This is a genomic window from Janthinobacterium sp. LS2A, assembly GCF_036543145.1.
Classification (GTDB): Bacteria; Pseudomonadota; Gammaproteobacteria; order Burkholderiales; family Burkholderiaceae_D; genus Janthinobacterium; species Janthinobacterium aestuarii.
On record NZ_JAZHPB010000001.1, the window covers coordinates 848,333 to 864,495 of the forward strand.

At 64.6% G+C, this 16,163-nt stretch carries 10 protein-coding genes; 1 reads left to right on the forward strand and 9 read right to left on the reverse strand.

All coding sequences use genetic code 11. The annotated features are described in order from the left end of the window. Positions 1–157 precede the first annotated feature (157 nt). The 3 genes from V3C40_RS03965 to lodA form a co-directional block, all read right to left on the reverse strand. Complete coding sequence (locus V3C40_RS03965; RefSeq protein WP_034748152.1) at positions 158–931, reverse strand: ferredoxin--NADP reductase; 774 nt, start codon at positions 929–931, stop codon at positions 158–160. Between the two features lie 246 nt (positions 932–1,177). Further along, positions 1,178–2,293 carry a tryptophan 7-halogenase gene (locus V3C40_RS03970; RefSeq protein ID WP_331776585.1) on the reverse strand — a complete coding sequence of 372 codons (1,116 nt, stop codon included), beginning with the start codon at positions 2,291–2,293 and terminating at the stop codon, positions 1,178–1,180. Next, positions 2,290–4,500, reverse strand: coding sequence for a CTQ-dependent lysine 6-oxidase LodA (gene lodA / locus V3C40_RS03975; protein WP_331776586.1), 2,211 nt, complete (start codon positions 4,498–4,500; stop codon positions 2,290–2,292). Before lodA ends, V3C40_RS03970 begins: the two co-directional genes overlap by 4 nt. 286 nt (positions 4,501–4,786) lie before the next feature. Here lodA and V3C40_RS03980 point away from each other — a divergent pair, with 286 nt between their 5' ends. Then, positions 4,787–6,292, forward strand: a complete 1,506-nt coding sequence (locus tag V3C40_RS03980) for an anion permease (RefSeq protein WP_092708234.1) — start codon at positions 4,787–4,789, stop codon at positions 6,290–6,292. 28 nt (positions 6,293–6,320) lie between these two features. On the opposite strand, the gene V3C40_RS03985 is transcribed toward V3C40_RS03980, so the two are convergent. The 6 genes from V3C40_RS03985 to V3C40_RS04010 form a co-directional block, all read right to left on the reverse strand. Then, entirely contained in the window at positions 6,321–6,695 is a 375-nt protein-coding gene (locus V3C40_RS03985) for a hypothetical protein (RefSeq protein WP_331776587.1), read from the reverse strand. Positions 6,696–6,714: 19 nt separating this feature from the next. Next, positions 6,715–9,255: an EAL domain-containing protein gene (locus V3C40_RS03990; protein ID WP_331776588.1), complete on the reverse strand. Its 2,541-nt coding sequence runs from the start codon at positions 9,253–9,255 to the stop codon at positions 6,715–6,717. Continuing rightward, positions 9,252–12,902: a response regulator gene (locus V3C40_RS03995; protein ID WP_331776589.1), complete on the reverse strand. Its 3,651-nt coding sequence runs from the start codon at positions 12,900–12,902 to the stop codon at positions 9,252–9,254. Before V3C40_RS03995 ends, V3C40_RS03990 begins: the two co-directional genes overlap by 4 nt. A 37-nt stretch (positions 12,903–12,939) precedes the next feature. Next, positions 12,940–14,097: an ABC transporter substrate-binding protein gene (locus tag V3C40_RS04000; protein ID WP_034748174.1), complete on the reverse strand. Its 1,158-nt coding sequence runs from the start codon at positions 14,095–14,097 to the stop codon at positions 12,940–12,942. A gap of 132 nt (positions 14,098–14,229) precedes the next feature. Next, a complete protein-coding gene (locus V3C40_RS04005) occupies positions 14,230–15,237 on the reverse strand; it encodes an NADP-dependent oxidoreductase (protein WP_034748178.1) in 1,008 nt (335 codons plus the stop codon). 35 nt (positions 15,238–15,272) lie between these two features. Further along, entirely contained in the window at positions 15,273–16,082 is an 810-nt protein-coding gene (locus V3C40_RS04010; protein WP_331776590.1) for an oxidoreductase, read from the reverse strand. Between the last annotated feature and the right edge of the window lie 81 nt (positions 16,083–16,163).

Below are 16,163 nucleotides of genomic sequence, written 5' to 3' on the forward strand. Positions count from 1 at the left end.
GTGCCGAAATCATAATAAAAAGTACTGACAATTTCTGTCAGGAGCGCGCAGGAAATGATGGCACAAGTTGATGGCACAAGTTGCAATGAAAAGGCCCGGCGCCGCCGCGGGAAGCGGCGGGGCCGGGCCCCTGTATTTGCTACGAGTTTGCTGCCGATTACTTCTCGGCGAACGCGCGCTCGACAACGAAGTCGCCAGGCGTCGAGGTATTGCCTTCCTTGAAGCCACGCGCTTCCAGCATTTCCTTCAGGTCGCGCAGCATGTCCGAGCTGCCGCAGATCATCACGCGGTCTTCGGCAGGGTTCAATGCCGGCACGCCCAGGTCTTCAGCCAGCTTGCCGTTCTCGATCAGTTCCGTGATGCGTCCCATGTTGCGGAAGTCTTCGCGCGTCACGGTCGGGTAGTAGCGCAGCTTGTCGCTGACCATTTCGCCGAGGAACTCATGCTTCGGCAAATGCTCTTCCAGCAAGTCGTGGTAAGCCAGTTCATCGACCTGGCGCACGCCGTGCACGAGGATCAGCTGGTCAAAACGCTCGTAGATGTCCGGATCGCGCACGATGCTGAGGAAAGGCGCCAGGCCCGTGCCCGTCGACAGCATGTACAGGCGCTTGCCTGGCAGCAGGTAATCGGAGACCAGGGTACCCGTCGGCTTGCGGCCGACGATGACGGTGTCGCCCACTTGCAAATGCTGCAAACGCGACGTCAATGGGCCGCCCGGCACCTTGATGCTGAAAAATTCCAGATGGTCTTCGTAATTGGCGCTGGCGATACTGTAGGCGCGCAGCAATGGCTTGCCGTCGACGCGCAGGCCGATCATGGTGAAATGGCCATTCGAGAAACGCAGCGACGGGTCGCGCGTGGTGGTAAAGGAGAACAGGGTATCCGTCCAGTGGTGCACGCTTAAAACGCGCTCTTCATTCATCGAACTCATAGTATTTGTTGGCTGGTCAAAAAAATGGTTAGTTGCTGGCAACTGCTGGCAAAAGTGAAACCCTGTGTAGGCCCAGACGCTATTGTACCGGCCTCCACACGAAATTGTTACCGTCTATCGCCGCCAATGCTGCCGCACACGGTGCCAACATTATAGTGCGAATGGCAAGGCGGGGCTGGAATTGGCCCGGAAACGGGCCGTGGACATGCGCTCTCTTGACCTGGCTCAGTTTTTTTGCCGGACGCGTCAAGACGCGGCCCGGCGCTGCCAGAACGGCGCATCGCGCCAGCGCTGCTCGGCGCCGTAGAAGCCGCGCCGCATCTGCAGATAGGTTTCAAACGCGGCGAAGACGCTGCGCCGGTAGCCGGCCGCCATGCCCCGCTCGCCGGCCAGATAAGCTTCCGCCACCCGCGCCGCATGGATGCCCGAGGCCATGGCCTGGCCGATGCCCAGCGACGAGATCGGGTCGAAGCAGGCGGCCGCGTCGCCCGCCGCCGTCCAGTTTTCATCGGCCGGCAGCGACGCCACCCGGCTGTGGATGGCGTAATGGCGCAGGGCGCTCGGCGGGGGCAGGCGCGCGAGGATGTCGCCCACATGGCGCGTGCCCATGCCGGCCTCGCGCCAGGGCGCCGCTTCCTTCAGCCGCAGGCGCTTGAGGATGTCGGCATCCGTGATGAAGGCCAGCGCCACGCGCTCGCCCGGCAGGGGCGCGGCGTAATACCAGCCATGTTCCGTCGTTTCCACCAGGGTGCGGTGCGGCAGGAATTGCGGCTCGTCCAGCTGATAATAGGCGTACAGCGCCACCAGCGAGTCTTCCGTGTGGATCGGACGCTTGCGCTGGCGCACGATGGCCGCCTGCTTGCCGCTGCAATCGATCAGGTAGCGGGCCGTCAGGTCCGTTTCCTGCCCCTCGCTCGCCACGCGCAGACGCCACGGGTCGCCGTGTTCGAGCTGTACCAGTTGCGCCGGGCGCAGCAACGCCACGCCCGCCAGGCGCGCATGTTCGAGCAGGATGGCGTCATATTGCCGGCGGTCCAGGTGCAAGCCGTGGCCGTGGCTGCTGAAGACGGCTTCGCGCGACATCAGCTCCGCGCTGCCCCACGCGGCCGCATGGGAAAACGCGGGCAGCTGGGCGCCGTCCAGCAGGTCGCGGCCCACGCCCAGGAAGTCCAGCATCGAGAAGATGGACGACGATACCGTTTCGCCGGCCCGGTAATCGTCGAACAGCTGCTTTTCCAGCAAGGCGATGCGCAAGCCCGTGTAGCGGGCCAGGGTCAGGGCGGCGGCAGTGCCGGCGGCACCGCCGCCGACAATGACGACGTCGTAGTCGCGCGATGACGACGTGCTTGGCGTGACACTCAATGGGAAAACCGGCGCCGGTTGGCAGGCTGGATTTTCTTCGGCGTGTCATGCACGGCCACTTGCGCGCCGCCGGTGGCAAACAGCTGCGATGCCTTCTCTGGCGCCGTCTGCGGATCCTCGTCCTTGAGGAACCAGGCGGGCAGGTAGTTGGAATCGTCGCCCGTGATGAAGCTGCTGGCATTGCCGACCCCGACGCTGGCGGCCACGAACTTGGCGTGATTGCGCTCCTTTTCCACAAAATACGGGTACTGGCGGCCCGACTCGGCATCCTGGTTCTGGTTCACGATGAAACCGAGGTAGTGCCAGGAGCTGATCATCTGCGAAAAACTGTTCATGCCGCGGCTGTACATCACCTGCATGCCGGCTGGCACGCCGGCAAGCGCCTGTTCTTCCTTGGTGGTGGCGCCGTTGATCACGTTCCACGGGCTTTGCGGCGGCCACCAGTAGGCGTAGTAGGTGGGCGGCACGGGGATGAGCGTGTCGGGATTCTTGACGAGGTCCGGATTGTCGAAGTTGATCATCTGCACGGAGCAGTCATAGAAGTCGGCTTGCCACGGGATGGCCATGCGCTTGGTCAGGTCGCCCGGTTCGCAACCGGTGCCGACGGTCGGGTCGTTCCAGTCCAGCGGTTCGCACTCGTCGCGGCCCGCCGACAGGCCGTTTTTTGCGTAATCGGCATCCACGCGGTGCAGGATGGCGTACGGTTTCGCATAGATGACGGGATTGCGCACGCTCCACGTCACTTCGATGCCGGGGCACATGGGTTCGCCCACGCAATTGCCGATGGCCGCCTGATCGAGCGGGTCGATGCCGGGCAGCGCCAGGCCCGGCGCATCGGCGGCGAATTTGCCGGCCGCCCATTGCTGCAGGGCAAAGTATTGCGTATCCGTCAGCACGGAAAACTTGCTGATGACGTTGTTGCGCACGGAATTGCTGCCCGAATTCAAGGGCACGAGAGGAATGCCGGCGGCGGGGTTCTCCGTGGTGGCTTCGCTGAACAATTGTCCGCCCTGGCCACCGGTGAATCCGGGCGCCTGTTCCTCCGTGCCGGGCCGGATGGCCGACGGCTTCCTGAAATAGCTGAAGAATTTTTCGCGCTGCGGCCGGTTCGCTTCCGACGCATCGGCCACGTCGAAGTTGGGGCGGATGAAGGCCGTCATCGACGGCACCGTCGCCACCCACTGGTAATCGCCTATCCTGGCAAGGAAGGGCTGAATGTCCTGCGCGTAATTGACGACATAGTCGGGATTCCAGCCATCGCTACCGCTCCAGCGGGCCGTGTCGTAGGCCTCGGGCAGCGCGTTCTTGTATTTGATGGCCATGTCGGCCACGACGTCATCCCAGGTGGAAATATTCACCAGCTCGGGCGCGAACTTCGGTGAGCCGATAACCACCCACGCTTTCAGTTCCACGGACGGGCTGCCATCCGTGAAATGGATGGTCGCGCTGACGGGGCCATCGCCCACGTCGTCATTCCACGTATCGCCGCCGCCAAAGCCCGTGATGCTTTCGGAGCCGCCCGCGCGGCCATAGGCGCCGATCACCAGCAGGTTGCCGCGTGAATCCGTGCGCATTTCACCGAGCGTGCGCACCGGATAGCCTTGCGTGATGGCGTGCGGATCGGGGAAGGACACGTGCGCATAGGAACCGGCGCCATCCTTGTCGAAATGGGCCTTGCCCAGCGGCGCATCGAGTGTGCGCGGTCCCGGATCGACGATCAGTTTTTGCCGTGCCTCATCTCCCTTGACGGTGTCATTGCGCAGATTGGTCCAGGACGTGGGCGTCAGATTCCAGGCGGGCGGCGTCTTTTCCCAGGTTTCATAGCTGTTGTATGGGCCGAACATCAGGTCGCCCAGCAGGGGAATGAAGTTCCACCACGCTGCCTTCTTGTTTGCCACGTGCACCGTCCACTCGATCTTGGCAATGTTCGGGTCCTGCAGGTCGACGAGGACTTTTTCGCCGGGACGTCCCGCCACGGACTTGTAGATGCGGAAGCTGGCTGCCTGGCGCCGCACGCGGCCGGCCGCATCCTTGAATTGGGCAACGCGGACCGGCTTGCCATCGACAAGCTGCGGATCGTTGTTGCTGTCGACTTCGATCGGCAGCCCGCCGATCGTTTCCGGCGCCAGATAAAACGAATCATGGCTGTTGCCCACGCGGGCAACGCCGATCGATGGATGTATCGAGTACTGTTCCGTGCTATTCATCAAGTTTTCCCCTGAAAGGTTGGCAATCCTGGTGGCATATCTGGCGGCAGCTACGGGAAAGATACAGAGAAAAATTGACAAAAAAGTCACCCATTGTCACTGCTCAACAATATTTACCGGCACTCTGATACCGCTCAAGTCAACGATTCGGGAATTTCCTGGCACGCGCAGGCGTAACGGAGCAGGGTAGTGGCGCATGAGCTTGTATGATGTTGCTAAAAAGAATTATCACCAATCCACGCGGGCGACCGCCCGCCAGGATGCCTGTCCAGCAAAGGAAATCATGATGTATAAAACAGTGCGCGACCTGTTCCTGCATTTCAAGGAAGCCGTCCCATTCCGCCTCGTCCCCGCCCTGATCTGCACGGCCTTGCTGGTGAGCATGCTATTGCTGCCGGCACCCGATGGCTTGACGCCCAAGGCCTGGGGCCTGGTAGCGATTTTCCTCACCACGATTCTGGCGATCATCCTGAAAGTCATGCCGATCGGCGTGATGGCCATGATGGCCATCGTCATCGTTTCGCTGTCGCAAGTGACGTCGACCTCGTCCAAGGGCGCCATCACGGATGCGCTCAGCAGTTTTTCGAATCCCTTGATCTGGCTGATCGTCGTGGCGATCCTGATTTCGCGCGGCCTGAAAAAGACGGGGCTGGGCAGCCGCATCGGCCTGCTGTTCATCTCGCTGCTGGGCAAGCGCACCATGGGCATCGGCTACGGCCTGGCCATCTGCGAACTGGTGCTGGCGCCATTTACGCCAAGTAACACGGCGCGCGGCGGCGGCATCGTCCACCCCGTCATGAAATCGATCGCCAACGCCTTTGATTCCGACCCGGCCAAGGGCACGGAAAAGAAGGTCGGCACCTACCTGGCCCTCGTCAACTACCACGCCAACCCGATCACCTCGGCCATGTTCCTTACGGCCACGGCGCCGAACCCGCTCGTGGTCGACTTCGTGGCCAAGGCCAGCGGCCAGAGTTTCCACCTGACGTGGACCACCTGGGCCCTGTGCATGCTGCTGCCGGGCCTGGTCTGCCTGCTGGTGATGCCCCTGATTATCTACTGGCTGTCGCCGCCGGAACTCAAAGCCACGCCCGACGCCGTCACCTACGCCAAGGCGGAATTGAAAGGCATGGGCCCGCTGTCGCCGTCGGAAAAAGTCATGCTGGGCACCTTCGCCCTGTTGCTGCTGCTGTGGGCCAACGTGCCGGCCATGCTGTTCGGCCCCGCGTTTTCGCTCGATGCGACGGTGGTCGCCTTTGTCGGCTTGTTCGTGCTGATCATTACCGGCACCATCGACTGGGATGATGTGCTGTCGGAAAAGAGCGCCTGGGACACTTTGGTGTGGTTCGGCGCGCTCGTCATGATGGCCGAGCAGCTGAACAAGACGGGCGTGATCGCCTGGTTCTCGGCCGGCATGAAGGCGGCCATCGTCGCCAGCGGCATGGACTGGCTGCCGATCGCCGGCGTGCTTGTGCTGGTGTTTGTCTTCTCGCACTACTTCTTCGCCAGCACGACGGCCCACATCAGCGCCATGCTGCTGGCCTTCCTGACGGTGGGCCTGCACCTGATCCCGGCCGAATACCACGTGCCTTTCATGCTGATGATGACGGCCGGCTCGGCCATCATGATGACCCTGACCCACTACGCGACGGGCACTTCGCCCATCATCTTCGGCAGCGGTTTCGTGACGATGGGCAACTGGTGGCGGGTTGGCTTCATCATGTGCGTGGTGGAACTGCTGATCTTTGCCGTCGTCGGCACGACCTGGTGGAAGGTGCTGGGCTACTGGTAATGCCAGCGGCCAGCAGTCAGCTGCCCCGTCACGGCAGCTGGCCGCGCACGACGTGCAGCAGATACTCGCGTGCGGCGCCCCGTTCCATGCCTTTTTCCATCAGCGGCGGCAACAGCCGTTCAAACAGCTGGCGTCGCTGCAGCGATGCCTCGGAGGTGTCGCGCCGGTCTGAAAAGAAATCCATCAGGGTCGAGCCGCACAGGCAATTGCGGTAGACCTCGACGATGGCCACGTTGTTGTCGTCGAAGCTTTGTTTCAGCCCCGAGACGTTCTGGCGCATCGATTGCGTCTGCAAAATGAAATCGTCCGCCGTGGCGAATTCGCGCCCGCAACAGGCGCAATGCTTGGGGAAGGCGGCTTCGGCCAGCGCGCGCAAGCCTTCGAAGAACAGCTGATCCTGCATGGCGGCTCCTGGTGGCGCGCTAGGCGGCACGGTTGCTGATCTCGATACCATGCGGACCGACCGGTGGCCGCTGGACACCCGATTCGAAGCGCACGAAGGCTTCGCGCAAATGGTCTTTCAGCAGGGTTTCATCCCATGGCTTGGTGATGAACTTGTACACCGAGCCTTCATTGATGGCCGCCGTGACCGAATGCAGTTCCGGGTAGCCGGACAGCATCACGCGCACGATTTCCGGATAGATACCCTTGATGCGGCGCAAGAGCTCGTTGCCGGACATGCCCGGCATGCGCGCATCCGTGAGGATCACGCCCACGGCATGGGCGGCCACCAGTTCCAGCGCTTCCTGCGGCTTGCTGGTGCTGAGTATCTGGTAACCCTCCTTGCGCAGCGAGCGGCGCAGGGCGGACAGGATGTGCTCTTCGTCGTCCACCAGCAGCAGCACGCGCTGCGGCGTTTCGGCATGGCAGCTGTCGGGCGGTAAATGGGTGCCCGCATGCAACATCAGATCCATCTCGGCGCCGGGCAGCGGGCGGCTGAAATAATAGCCCTGCATGGCGTCGCACTGGTTGGTATTGAGAAATCCCAATTGTCCCTCCGTCTCCACGCCCTCGGCCACCGTCGTCATGTGCAGCGACTTGGCCATGGCGATGATGGAGCGGGTCAGCGATGCGCCATCCACGCTGTCGGTCACGTCGCGGATGAACGATTGGTCGATCTTGACGACGTCGATGGGGAACTGCTTGAGGTAGGACAGGCTGGAATAGCCGGTGCCGAAGTCGTCCAGCGACAAGGTCACGCCGATTTCCTTCAATTCTTCCAGCGCCTTCACCACGAGGTCGCGGTTCTGCATCAGCACGCTTTCCGTCAGCTCCAGCTCCAGGCAGTGGGCCGGCACGCCGCTGTCGGCCAGCACTTCGCGCACCAGTTGCGGCATGTCGACTTGGCGGAACTGGCGCGCCGACACGTTGACGGCTATCGTCAGGTGCGTAAAGCCGTAGGCATGCCAGACGCCCAGCTGCGCGCACGCCGTGCGCAGCACCCATTCGCCGATGGGCACGATCATGCCCGTTTCCTCGGCCAGGGGGATGAAGCGGTCCGGCGGCACCAGGCCGATGCCGTCGCGGCGCCAGCGCAGCAGCGCTTCCATGCCATAGATCTTGCCGCTGGTAAGGTCGACCTTGGGCTGGTAGTGCAATTCCAGCTCGCCCAGCGCCAGCGCCTGGTGCAGCGCATGTTCGATTTCGGCCCGCTCTTCCACCAGCACGCCCATCTTGTGATTGTAGAACTGGTAGCCGTTGCGGCCCTTGTCCTTGGCGCTGTAGAGGGCCGCATCGGCCGTCTTGAGCAGCATGTCGCCGCTGTCGCCGTCGGACGGAAACACGCTGGCGCCGATGCTGGTGCTGACGTGCAGGGTATGTTCGCCCAGGACGAAAGGATCGGAGAACACCGCCAGCACCTTTTTCACGATCTGTTCGGCCGTCTCGATGTCGGGCAGGTCGGTCAGCAGGATGACGAACTCGTCGCCGCCCTGGCGGGCCACGGTGTCGCCCTCGCGCACGGCCAGCTTCAGCCTGCGGGCCACTTCCCGCAGCAGCGCGTCGCCCACGGGGTGGCCATAGCTGTCGTTGACAAACTTGAAACGGTCGAGGTCCATCATCAGGGTGGCCAGGTGCAAGCGGGTGCGGCGGGCATGGGCGATGGCCTGGCCGATGCGGTCGTTCAGCAGTTGCCGGTTGGGCAAGTCCGTCAGCGCGTCATGGTTGGCCAGGTATTCGATGCGCAATTCCTGCAGCTTGCGGTCCGTGATGTCCTGCACGGTACCGCGCATCAGCAGTACCTCGCGGCCTTCGCGCACGGCTTCGGCCTGGTGGAAGACGATGCATTCGCCGCCGTCCGGCCGCAGCACCTTGTGTTCGAGGCCATAGCTGGTGCCGCTCGCATGCAGCTCCATGAAGGCATCGAGCAGCAGGGGCCGCTGGTCTTCCGGCAGGCACTGCAGCAGGCGGTCGAAGCTGGTGGGGCCGGTATCGGCGTCCAGGCCCAGGATGCGCAACAGCTCCGGCGACCAGTAACCGTCGCCGCCGGCGACCCGGTATTCCCAGTTGCCGAGGCGGGCCAGCGCCTGCGCGTGGTTGAGGCTTTCCTGGATACGGCTCAATTCGGTGAGCGCGCTGCTGGCCCGCAGCAGATAGCGCAGCCGGTGCGCCAGCAGCCGCCATTGCATCGGCTTGGAAATGAAATCGCTGGCGCCCGCTTCCAGCGCCTGCTTGATGGAGTCGTCGTCGTCGTTGCCGGTCAGCACGACGATGGGCACGTGCGCGCCGCCGGGCAGACGGCGCAGCTGCTGGCAGCATTCGAAGCCGCTCATGCCGGGCATGGCGACGTCGAGCAGGATCAGGTCGGGCACGCCGCGCTGGAAGGCGGCCAGCGCTTCCAGGCCGCTGGCCGCTTCCTCGATGCGGAAGCCTTCCGGCTCCAGCGCTTCCGTCACGAGGATGCGCGTCATGGTGTCGTCGTCGACCACCAGGACCAGTGCTTGCGGGGACAGTGCGGTATTCATATGGCTTCCTTCTCAATGGCCAGGGCGGCGAGGACACGGTCGAGCTCTTGCTGGATGCCGCGGATATGGTGCAGTGCGCTGCCGACGTCATTGCCGCGCGCGTATTGTTCGATTTCACGGCAGGTGGCCGACAAGCCCAGCGCGCCCACGTTGGCGCAGCTCGACTTGAGCGTATGCGCCGCCAGCTGCAGGGCCGCGGCATCGCTGGCTTCGGCCGCCACTTCCAGCTGGCCCAGCAGGCGCGGGGCGTCGCTGTAGAACAGGTCGATGATGCGCCCCAGCACGTCGGGACGGCCGGGACGCCGCATGGCGCGCAGGTTTTGCAGGGCGGCCGCGTCGAGGATGGCGGCTGATTCCACCGGCGCCACCTCCGTGGTTACTGTAGGCGTTTCCGCTGCGGCCGGCGCGGCCGGCGACGGACGCCAGCGGGCCAGGACTTCCAGCAGCGCGGCGCGCGTGTACGGCTTTGCCAGGTAGTCGTCCATGCCCGCGTCCAGGCACAGTTCGCGGTCGCCGAGGATGGCGTTGGCCGTCAGGGCAATGATGGGCGTGCGGCTGCGGCCTTGCTCGCTTTCCATGCGGCGCAAGCGCCGGGTCGCTTCAAAACCATCCATTTCCGGCATCTGGCAATCCATCAGGATCACGTCGAACGGGTAGCGCTCCCACAGGGCCAGCGCGCGCGCGCCGTTGTCGGCCGGCGTGGCTTCGTAGCCGCTGTCTTCCAGCATGGCCAGGGCGATTTCCTGGTTGATCGCATTGTCTTCCACCAGCAGCATGCGCAGCGGCGCCTGGCCTGCGTCCGCGGTGTCCGCTGGAGCGGGCAGGGCAGGCATGGCAGCACTCGTTGGCGCCAGGGTGCCGTAGCCGCAGACAGCTTCGATGCAGTGGCGCAGTTCCATCGCCCGCACGGGCTTGGTCAGGCAGTATTCCACGCCCAGCGCCGTCAGCTGGCGCAGCTCGGCCGAGGCGTCCAGCGAACTGAGCATGATAATTTTCAGGGCCGCCATGCCGGCGTCGGCCTTGATCGCGCGCACCAGCTCGGCGCCATCCATGACGGGCATGCGCATGTCGATGATGGCCAGGTCGAACGGGCGCCCGCCGCGCAGCGCGGCTTGCAGCAGGTCCAGCGCTTCGGCGCCGTCGGCGGCGCTGGCGGCGGCCATCTGCCACTCGATCGCGTGCTGCAGCAGGATGCTGCGGTTGGTGGCATGGTCGTCGACGACCAGCACGTTCAAGGCGGCCAGCGACACGCGCGGCGGCGCCGCCGGCGGCGCGTCTTCGGGCGCCACGATGCCCACGGCGATGGTGACGGCGAAGCTGGAACCCTGGCCCGCCACGGATTTCAGCACAATGTTGCCACCCATCATTTCCACCAGCTGCTTGATGATGGCCAGGCCCAGTCCCGTGCCGCCGTATTTGCGCGAAGTGGTGCTGTCGGCCTGGCGGAACGGCTGGAAGACGGCCGCTGCCGCTTCCGGCGCCATGCCGATGCCCGTGTCGCGCACTTCCAGGCGGATCTGGCCGGCGGCGGGGCAGCTGACATCGACGGAAATCTCGCCCCGTTCCGTGAACTTGGTGGCGTTATTGAGCAGGTTGGTGAGGATCTGGCGCAGGCGCACGGGGTCGCCGCGCACATGCTGCGGCACGTCGGAGGCGATGCGGGAGGTAAATTCGATGGCCTTGCGCTGGATGCCGTTGGCAAACAGCGCCACGACATCGTCGATCACCTGGCGCAGGTCGAACGGGATATGTTCGAGCACCAGCTTGCCCGCCTCGATCTTGGAAAAGTCGAGGATGTCGTCGATGATGCTGAGCAGGCTTTCGCCCGAGCGGTGCACCGTGTGCACGAAACGCTGCTGCTTGGGACTCAGTTCCGTGCGCTGCAGCAATTCCGTCATGCCCAGCACGCCATTCATCGGCGTGCGGATCTCGTGGCTCATCTTGGCCAGGAATTCCGACTTGGCGCGGTTGGCGGCGTCGGCCTCGGTCTTGGCCTGCTTGAGCGCCAGGTCGCGCTGTTCCACGTGCTCGAGCATGCCGTTGAAGCCCTTGATCAATTGCCCCAGTTCATCGCTGCCATGCTGCGCCACGCGCACCGACAGCGCCTTGCCGCCGCGGATATGGGCAATCGCATGGGACAGGTGCGCCAGCGGCCTGGCGATAGACGCGCTGATCAGCCCCGTGATGGCCACGCAGGCCAGCAGCAGCACCAGCGCGATGCCGAGGATCAGCATGAAGGCATGGCGCACGCCATCGCGCACCTGGGTCACGGCATCCTGCTGCTGCCCCGTGATGCGCGCCACTTGCTGCGCGGAATAGGCGGCTTGTTCGCGTTCGAAAGCGCGTACGTGGTCGATGGCCTCGCCCAGCGCCGCCTGGCTGTCCAGCACGCTGCCCTTGGCTTGCACCAGCCGCTGTCCCGACCGTTCCACCGCGTCCAGGTAGGTGTCGACGCTGCGTGTTTCGGCCAGCAAGCCCAGCTGGCCTATGCTTTGCAGCAAGGTCTGCATGGTGCCCATGTCGCGGTGCAAGGCGCCGATGTGCAGCGCGATATCGTCGCCCAGGCGCTTGACGTCGCCGGCGGCCGTGGCGAGCATGACTTCGCCCACGTCGATGCTGATGGCGTCGACAGCCAGGTTGATTTCGCCGCTGGCGTCCTCGATGCGGGCCGAGGTGCGCATGTAGCGGTTGGCCTGCGCCAACCGGTCGCGTCCGATGGCCAGCTGCAGTTCGATGGGATCGAGTTCCTCTGCCAGGCGCAGGAGAGCGGTGGCCAGGGTGGCGCTGACTTGCTCCTTGAGCGCGGCATATTGCGTCTGCTGCGCCGCGCTGGCGCCGGCCTCGGCCAGCAAGCCGGCGCGCAAGGCCATCAGGCCGGCGGCGGGATCGAGCAACTGGCGCGCCGTGGCCAGCAGTGTCGTTCGCAGCGCCTGCTGGGCGGGGCTGATGTCGCGCTCGCCGCTTCCGTCCAGATGCGCGACGGCCGCCGTCAGCCGTTCGCGCAGGGGCGCGATGCGGAAGCGGTTCTTCACGGCCTCCGTTTCGGCCAGCGCAATCTGCATGTCGAGGATGCTCTTGCGCAAGTCGGTCAGGTAGCGCGCGTTCTCGTTCAGGCGCTGGCTTTGCAGCTGCACTTCGGCTGCCGTGGCCTGGGCCTGGCTGTCGACCAGGCGGATCTTGCCGCGCGCGGCCTTGGCGGCGGCCTTGATCTGCGCCAGGACCTGGCCCATCTCCATCGCCTGCGCCTTGTAGTAGGCCTCGTTTTCCAGGCGCTTGCGCACGGCGACGCGCATGCGCTGGAATTCCTGTTCGAAGGCCGCGTGATAGCGGGCCGCCTGCGGCTCGCCGTGGCGCCGCAATTCATTGCGGATGCTCTCGGCGGCCTGGATATTGGCGACGATCTTGTCCGACACCTGTTCCAGCTGCGCCAGGTCTTCCGCCTTGCCCAGCTCGAAAAAGTCCGACGCCATGTCCTGCACGGTATAGCGCAGGCGCAACACGTCCGTGTACAGCGGCACGGTCCGGTCGGTCAAGCCATGCACATGGGTTTCGATGCCTTTCACCAGCAGCAGGCTGGCCGCCGCCATGGCCGCCACGCCCGCCAGCAGGACGCTGGTACTGATGATCAGCTTGGTCCTGATTTTCATGCCTGGCTCCAGGGCGGGCTGGAAAAGTGGGCGCGCATCACTTCGCGCCAGGCCCCGGGTCCGCCGGCACGATCCTGCCGTCGGCGATGCGGGTCAGAAAGACGGCTGTCGACGCCTGGTGATTATCGGGCCGCAACGTCACCCGCATGCCGCCCAGATCGAGGCGGTCGAACGTTTCGAAGCTCTGGATCAGGCGCTCGCGCGTGAGGTCGCTGCCCGTGCGGCGCAGCGCCGCCACCATCAGGGTGGCCGAGATGCAGCCTTCGAAACTGACGAAAGACAGCGTGGCCGCCGGCACATGTTTGGCCAGCAGCGCGGCGCAGTCGGCGGCGATCGGCAACTGGCGGTCGTCCGGCAAGGGCACTACTTGCGAAATGACGATGTTGTTGCCTTCCGTGCCCAGCAGTTGCAGCAGGCTGTCCGTGCCGACAAACGATACCGTGGACAGGGCCGCCTTCAACCCGGCCTGGCTGGCTTCGCGCACGAACGCCGCCACCGGCGTGTAGGGGCCGGCCATGACCACCGCTTGCAGGTCGTGTCCGATCAGGGCCGCCAGTCCCGCCTTGACGGCCGTGGTGCCGCGCTGGAACGCCCCCTTGGCGACGAGTTCCAGGCCGCGCCGTTGCAGGGCCCGCACGGTGCCGTCGAGCACGGCGTTGCCGAAACCGTCGTCCTGGTACAGCACGCCAAAGCGCTTGACGCCCCGGCTGGCGAAATACTGCACCAGGGCATCGGACTCATCGTCATAACTGGCGCGGAAGTTGATGATTTCATGCACCACGGGGCGGCGCAAGGTCATCGCGCCCGTAAACGCGCCCACCAGCGGCACCTTCATTTCCTGGACGATCGGTATGACGGCGTTGGTCGTGGGCGTCCCTACGTTGCCGAACAGGGCGAACACCTGTTTTTCCTCGACCAGCCTGAGCGTTTCGCTGATGGCGCGGTCCGGATCGTAGCCGTCATCGGCGACCACCAGCTCGATGCTGCGGCCATGGATGCCGCCGCGCTGGTTCGCTTCCTGGAACACGGCCGTTGCGCCGTCGAGCATGGCTTTCCCCAGCCCCGAGGCCGCGCCCGTTTGCGCATTGACCATGCCCAGACGGATGTGCGTCTCGGTGACGCCCGGTTCGGCGGCGTGGACCATGCCGGCCACGAGGGTGATAGCGAGCCAGCAGCATTCCGGGAAAACGCGCATGAGCTACCTTTACGGAGGTTGACCGGTATCAATTGGCACAGGGTTGACAACGAGTATGGAGCAAATTGCCAACGCAAAACTCACACATAGTCACAGTCATGGTCACGGCGCGGAAAGCAGGCCAGATACGCCTCAGGACACGGGCAGCTGCACCACCACCTTGCCCCGTGCACGGCCCTGCGCCAGATAAGCCAGCGCCTGTTTCGCCTCAAGAAAAGGAAACACACTGTCGATGACGGGGCGGATGCTTCCCGCCTCGATCAGGGCGGCGATCTGCGCCAGTTGGCCGCCGTCGGGACGCACGAAGTGGAAGGCATAGCTGGCGCCGCGCCGCCGCGCCAGGCCGATGATCTTGCGGCTGAGCAAACCAAACACCAGTTTCAGCACCACGTTCATGCCGCGCGCGCGGGCAAAGGCGGCGTCCGGCGGGCCGACCAGCGAAACGACGCGGCTGCCGGGCTTGACGATGTGCAAGGCTTTTTCCAGGCCATCGCCGCGCACCGTGCCCAGCACGGCGTCGTAATCGCGCAGCACGTCCTCGAACGGCTGTTTCTTGTAGTCGATGATGTCATCGGCGCCCAGGCCGCGCACCAGTTCCACGTTCGCCGTGCTGGTGGTCGTGCCCACGCGGGCGCCCAGGTGCTTGGCCAGCTGGATGGCGAACGTGCCGATGCCGCCGGAACCGGCCGGGATGAACACTTTCTGGCCCGGCTTCAGCTGCATGCGCTCATGCATCGCTTGCCACGCCGTCAGGCCCACCATGGGAATCGACGCCGCCTGCACGAAATCGAGGTTGGCCGGTTTCAGCGCGGCCGCCTGTTCGGGCACGATGGCAAATTCGGCCAGGCTGCCGTGCGGCGTGTCGAAAATGCTCGCATACACGGCGTCGCCGACTGTAAAACGCGTGACGCCGCTGCCCACGGCCACGACCACGCCGGCCAGGTCGCTGCCCAGGGTGGCCGGCAAGCGCGTTTTCAAGATCGGCTTGAAGTCGCCCTTGGGGATCAGGTTGTCGATGGGGTTCAGGCCGACGGCGTGCACCCGCACCAGCAATTCGCCGGGGCCGGGCGTGGGGCGGGGCAGTTCCGCAAACGCCGCATAATCGAGGCCGCCGTATTGTTTGAGTTGCAAAGCTTGCATGATGTTCTCTCTGAAGACTGAAAAGGCGCCGGCGCTCAGGCCAGGCGCAGGTCTTTGCGCAAGCCGGCATCCAGCAGCGCGGCCGGCATGAATCGGCGCATCAGGCGCAAGCGCGCCGCCAGCGGCCCGGCCGTGTAGCGCAGCTTGGGCTTGCTTGCCTGCGCCGCCGCCAGGATGGTGTCGGCCACGATGGCCGGATCGTCGGCGCCGGCCATCAGCGTCTGCAGCCGGCTGGTGATGGCCGCGCTCACTTGCCGGTAGGCGGACAGCGGGGTATCGGGCGCCAGCAGATTGGCTTCGAACGTGGTTTTCGTGTAGGCCGGTTCGATGACGCTGGCGCGGATGCCCCAGCCGCGCACTTCATGGTCGAGCGATTCAGTGTAGCCCTCGATCGCGTGCTTGGTGGCGGAATACAGCGCACCGTAAGGCATGGGCAAAAAGCCCAGGACGGAACCGATATTGAGGATGCGCCCGCCACCTTGGGCCCGCATGTGCGGCAGCACGGCCAGGGTCATGCGCAGCACACCATAGAAATTCGTGTCGAAGATGGCTTGCGCCTGCGCCACGCTGCTTTCCTCTGCGCCACCCGGGGCCACGCCGAAACCGGCGTTATTCACCAGCAGGTCGATGCGGCCTTCGCGCTGGATTACCTCTGCCACGGCGGCAGCGACGGAAGAGTCGCTGGTGACGTCGAGCGCCAGCATCGCATGGCCGGCTGCGGCCGCTTGTCCGCCGCGGCGGCTGGTGCCGTACACCGTGTAGCCCGCTTGCGCCAGGCGCCGGGCCGTGGCCGCGCCGATGCCGGACGAGGCGCCGGTGACGAGGGCAATCTTCTTGTTGTTCATGGCAATTCCTTCAGTGGTTGACAGCGTTGGATATGGTATATGACGATCATCATATTTTTGTTTCAAAAAAAGCCCGGGACG

What these genes read in the sequence shown, in the direction of transcription:
- V3C40_RS03965 (WP_034748152.1), bottom strand. Translation starts at nt 931, where the DNA reads ATGAGTTCGATGAATGAAGAGCGCGTTTTAAGCGTGCACCACTGGACG.
- lodA (WP_331776586.1), bottom strand. Translation starts at nt 4,500, where the DNA reads ATGAATAGCACGGAACAGTACTCGATACATCCATCGATCGGCGTTGCC.
- V3C40_RS03980 (WP_092708234.1), top strand. Translation starts at nt 4,787, where the DNA reads ATGTATAAAACAGTGCGCGACCTGTTCCTGCATTTCAAGGAAGCCGTC.
- V3C40_RS03985 (WP_331776587.1), bottom strand. Translation starts at nt 6,695, where the DNA reads ATGCAGGATCAGCTGTTCTTCGAAGGCTTGCGCGCGCTGGCCGAAGCC.
- V3C40_RS03990 (WP_331776588.1), bottom strand. Translation starts at nt 9,255, where the DNA reads ATGAATACCGCACTGTCCCCGCAAGCACTGGTCCTGGTGGTCGACGAC.
- V3C40_RS03995 (WP_331776589.1), bottom strand. Translation starts at nt 12,902, where the DNA reads ATGAAAATCAGGACCAAGCTGATCATCAGTACCAGCGTCCTGCTGGCG.
- V3C40_RS04000 (WP_034748174.1), bottom strand. Translation starts at nt 14,097, where the DNA reads ATGCGCGTTTTCCCGGAATGCTGCTGGCTCGCTATCACCCTCGTGGCC.
- V3C40_RS04005 (WP_034748178.1), bottom strand. Translation starts at nt 15,237, where the DNA reads ATGCAAGCTTTGCAACTCAAACAATACGGCGGCCTCGATTATGCGGCG.
- V3C40_RS04010 (WP_331776590.1), bottom strand. Translation starts at nt 16,082, where the DNA reads ATGAACAACAAGAAGATTGCCCTCGTCACCGGCGCCTCGTCCGGCATC.